The following is a 4,482-nucleotide window of genomic DNA, read 5'->3' as shown; positions in this document are numbered from 1 at the left end:
TCTTCATGACCCCGCGTGATCGGATCGAAGGTGCCGGCGTAGATTGCCACCCGTCCGTTAAGTGCCATCGGTTTCGCCTCGCCGCATCAGATGATAACAAACCTGCCCTGCTTGCCCGCTACGCACCGTACGCCACGCGCCGCAAGCCCCGGCCACCTGCTCCGCTTCAACATAAAGTACCCCATCTGGCGCCAACAGACGCTCTACCAGCGGCGCCAGCCGTGCCAGCCACTCGGCGTGGAAGGGCGGATCGAGGAAAACGATGTCGAAACGCTGGCGGCTATGCAGCGCAAATCTTACCGCATCCGAACGCAGCACCTCCACCCGCGCTTCCGCGCCCAACATCCGGGCGTTGGCCACCAGAGCGGCAACGACCTTCGGCGAAGCGTCAACCAGCACCACCTTCGCCGCTCCACGCGAAGCGGCTTCGAAACCGAGAGCACCGCTGCCCGCGAATAGATCCAGGCAACAGGTTCCGCTGAGATCCTGACCAAGCCAGTTGAACAAGGTTTCGCGCACCCGATTCGGCGTCGGCCGGACCCCCGGCAAGTCCGGAAAACGCAGGACACGCCGGCGCCAATCGCCGCCGATGATGCGCAGCGCATTCAGAAGGCTATTCTCCCCCGACGACTACCGTTACCATCTGCCCCGGCCGCAGCACGCGCGAAAAAGCCGCCCTGACGCGCTCCACCGTAACCCGCTCGATATTCTCCTGATACCGGTCGAGGTAATCCAGGGGCAGATCGTAAAAGCCGATCAGCGCGACATTCTCCAGAATCTTGCGATTGCTGTCGAGACGTAGCGGAAAGCTGCCGATCAGATTCTGCTTCGCGGCGAGCAGTTCGGCCTCGCTTGGCCCTTGACCGAGAAAAGTGGCGAGAACTTCGCGGGTGACTCGCAGCGCCTCGTCCGCCTGCTCCTTCTTGGTCTGCATACCGATCTGGAACGGCCCCAACTGGCCCAGCGGATGAAAGTAGCTTTGGACGCTGTAGGCCAGACCGCGCTTGTCGCGGACTTCCTTCATCAGGCGCGAGACGAAACCGCCACCACCGAGGGAATAATTGCCGACGAGCAACGGAAAGAACTCCGGATCGCCACGTCGTATCGTCGGCAAGCCGAGCAGCAAGTGCGCCTGTGCTGCTGGATGAGCAATACGGCGCTCGCCGCCGCTCGGCAGGACCGGCTCGGCCAGCGCTTCGGCCGGCTTGCCGGCGGGCATGGCAAGACTCAGATCGGCAGCCAGCACCTCGGCCTCGGCGCGCGACAGATCACCGACGATGGCGATCGTTGCGCGCTGTGCGCAGTAGTTTCGGGCGTGGAAGTCGATCAGGTCGGAGCGTTCGAGCGCGCTCACCGACTCCGGCGTCGCTTGCCGGGCATACGGGTGAGCACCGTACATCGCCGCCCAGAAAGCCTTGCTGGCAATGGCATCGGGCCGCGTCAGCGCTTCCTTCAAGGCAGCCACCGTGCGTGCGCGTTCCCGCTCGAAGGCGTCGTTGGGAAACAGCGGTTGAGCGAGGATCTGACGCAGAAGATCGAGCGCCGGCCCACGCTTGTCGACCATCGACAGCGTGCGCAGAGCGACCGATGCACGATCCATGTCGACACCACCCGACAGCTTTGCGCCGAGGTCAGCCAGGCGGCTGGCAATCTGCGTTTCGTCCATTCCCGGTACACCGAGGTCGAGCAGCGCATGCGTCAAGGCAGCGCTCCCCGCCTTGCCTTCAGCTTCGCGCGCCGTGCCGGCGGCGAAATCGACCTGCACGTCGAGAATCGGCAGCGAGTGACTCTCGACAAACAATACACGCGCGCCTGATGGCGTCTGCCAGCGTTCGATCTTCGGACCTGCGTCGGCCAACTGGACGGCAAGCAGCATTACGAAGCCCATCAAGCACCGCAGTGGAGTCATCAGGCTATCCTCAATGTCGGCCAACAAACGGCGAGCGCGGACGCGGTGAACGGGGCAGCGGTTGCGGCTCGAGCTCGCCGACGGTCAACACGTCGTCGACAAAATATTTCCTGGCCACACCCTGCACCTGCTCGGCGGTCACCGCCTGCAACTTGTCGATCATTCGGCGGTGCTGGGCGTGCGCGATGCCAACCGATTCGAGCTGCCCGATCTCCATCGCCTGGGCGAACATTGAATCGAGCTTGTAGATCTGCGCGGCGATCAGTTGTGCCTTGGCGCGCGCCAGTTCGTCGGCCGCAACGCCATCGTTCTGCACGCGCGCCAGTTCGGCGCGCATTCCAGCCTCGAACTCGGCGCGTGTCTTGCCCTCGCTCGGCGAGCCGTACAGGTAGAAGAGGCCCGGCCCGCGTGAAGTCGAATCGTAGCTTGCCGCAGCGTCTACCGCCAGACGCTGCTGACGAACGAGGTTCCTCGACAGACGCGCAGCGTCGTGCCCGGCAAGAACCGCCGAAAGCATTTCCAGCGCATACGGATCGATGTCCCGCTCGAGGTCACGGATCACCGGAACCTTGTAGGCCATCATGACGATCGGCAACTCGGCCGGTGCTTTCACGACCAGCCGGCGCAGACCAGCCTGTGCCGGTTCGACCTGCGGCTTCGTCGAACCCGATTCCCGCGCCGGCAGTTGTCCGTAGTGCTGCTCGGCGAGCCTGAAGACCGCCTGGTGCTCGACATCACCGACGACAATGACATAGGCGTTGTTGGGCGCGTACCAGCGCTCATACCAGTGGCGCGCATCGGCCACCGTCATGCTTTCCAGATCGCTCATCCAGCCGATGATCGGCGCGCGATAGGGATGCGACTGAAAGGCCATGGCGCTCAGGCGTTCGAAGAGCAGCGCTTGCGGCTGGTCCTCGGTGCGCAGCCGGCGCTCTTCCATGACGACCCTGATTTCCTGGCTGAATTCTCTTTCGTCCAGGGTCAGATGCCGCATGCGATCGGCTTCCAGTTGCATCATCTCGGGTAATCGCTCCTTCGGCACCTGCTGAAAATACGCCGTGTAGTCACGACTGGTAAACGCGTTATCGCGCCCGCCAGCCGCCGCGACGCGACGGTTGAACTCGCCCGGGCCAACGCTTGGCGTTCCCTTGAACATCATGTGTTCAAGCACGTGCGCGACGCCCGTCGACCCGTTCGTCTCATCCATGCTGCCCACCCGGTACCAGACCATATGCACCGCAGTCGGCGCCCGCCTGTCCTCCTTGACGATGACGCGCAGGCCGTTTGCCAGCCGGTGTTCGTAGGTTTCCGCCACGGCTGGTCCGGACAAGGCAAGGATCAGCAGCAGGGGGATCATTCTCGCGTAGCGCATGGTCATCGATGGCTTCTGTTAGAATTTGCAAGTGCCGGTGCAGGCTGCCGGCATCTTACCATTGCTGACCATTGCCGACGCCGGCGAGCGTTGCTCAGACACGGAAGCGCCATGTTTGGTTTCCTCAAGAAGTCTCCCGATTCCGACCCGACGCGCGCGACCGACGCCGGCGATGCGGCAAACGCGCCGACGGCGTCCTGGCGTCAGCGCCTGAAAGCTGGTTTGGCGCGCACGCGCGCGCAACTGGGCGGCAAGCTGAAGACCCTGTTTGCGCGCGGCAAGGTTGATGACGAACTGCTGGAAGACCTGGAAGCGCTGCTGCTGACCAGCGATGTCGGCCTGGATGCGACGCAGCATCTCCTCTATCAGCTCAGGATGCGCGCCAAGCGCGACAAGCTGGACACGCCGGAGGCGATTCAACGCGCGCTGGCCGAGGCGCTGTACGACCTGCTGCGCCCGCTCGAAGAGGCGCTCGATGTCGGTCAGCATCGCCCCTTCATCATCATGCTGGCCGGGGTCAACGGTGCCGGCAAGACGACGTCGATTGGCAAGCTGGCCAAACACTATCAGGCACAGGGCCTGTCCGTCCTGCTCGCCGCCGGCGATACCTTCCGTGCCGCAGCGCGCGAGCAGTTGCAGACCTGGGGCGAGCGCAACAATGTGACGGTGATTGCGCAACAATCGGGCGACCCCGCAGCCGTCATTTTCGACGCGATGGCCGCCGCACGTGCACGCGGCATCGACATCGTTCTTGCCGACACCGCGGGGCGGCTGCCGACGCAACTGCATCTGATGGACGAGATTGCCAAGGTGCGCCGGGTGATTCAGAAGGCCGATCCGAGCGCACCGCACGAAACGCTGCTGGTGCTCGATGCCACCTTTGGCCAGAACGCGGTGCAACAGGTCATGGCCTTCGACAAGGCCATCCAGGTGACCGGACTGGTGTTGACCAAGCTGGACGGATCAGCCAAAGGCGGCGTACTGGCGGCGATTTCGCGGCAATGTCCGAAGCCCGTCCGCTTCATCGGTGTGGGCGAAGGAATCGACGATCTGCGCCCCTTCTCCGCGCGCGATTTCGTCGACGCGCTGTTCGAGTGATCACCGCTGACGCCGTCACCAAGCGCTATCCGGAAGGCCGCGAAGCGCTCAGGGACGTCAGTTTCGAGATCACCGCCGGCGAGATGGTTTTCCTCACCGGTCA

4 protein-coding genes are annotated in these 4,482 nt (G+C 63.7%); 1 reads left to right on the top strand and 3 read right to left on the bottom strand.

Annotation, left to right across the window (positions count from 1 at the left end):
• Positions 1–57 precede the first annotated feature (57 nt).
• From rsmD to RKP46_RS06655, 3 genes are read right to left on the bottom strand one after another with little or no spacing between them, the layout of a single operon-like run.
• On the bottom strand, positions 58–609 hold the full coding sequence (rsmD, locus tag RKP46_RS06665) for a 16S rRNA (guanine(966)-N(2))-methyltransferase RsmD (protein WP_311105920.1): 552 nt from the start codon (positions 607–609) through the stop codon (positions 58–60).
• 4 nt (positions 610–613) lie between these two features.
• Positions 614–1,909: a pitrilysin family protein gene (locus RKP46_RS06660; protein WP_311105917.1), complete on the bottom strand. Its 1,296-nt coding sequence runs from the start codon at positions 1,907–1,909 to the stop codon at positions 614–616.
• 10 nt (positions 1,910–1,919) lie between these two features.
• On the bottom strand, positions 1,920–3,287 hold the full coding sequence (locus tag RKP46_RS06655) for a pitrilysin family protein (RefSeq protein ID WP_311105916.1): 1,368 nt from the start codon (positions 3,285–3,287) through the stop codon (positions 1,920–1,922).
• A 105-nt stretch (positions 3,288–3,392) separates the two neighbouring features.
• Between RKP46_RS06655 and ftsY the strand changes: the two genes are divergently transcribed.
• Entirely contained in the window at positions 3,393–4,379 is a 987-nt protein-coding gene (gene ftsY, locus RKP46_RS06650) for a signal recognition particle-docking protein FtsY (protein ID WP_311105915.1), read from the top strand.
• Positions 4,380–4,482: the final 103 nt, after the last annotated feature.

This window comes from Accumulibacter sp. (assembly GCF_031732815.1).
Classification (GTDB): domain Bacteria; phylum Pseudomonadota; class Gammaproteobacteria; order Burkholderiales; family Rhodocyclaceae; genus Accumulibacter.
Note: the sequence above shows the minus strand (reverse complement) of the source record. Positions and strands in the feature narration are given on the sequence as shown.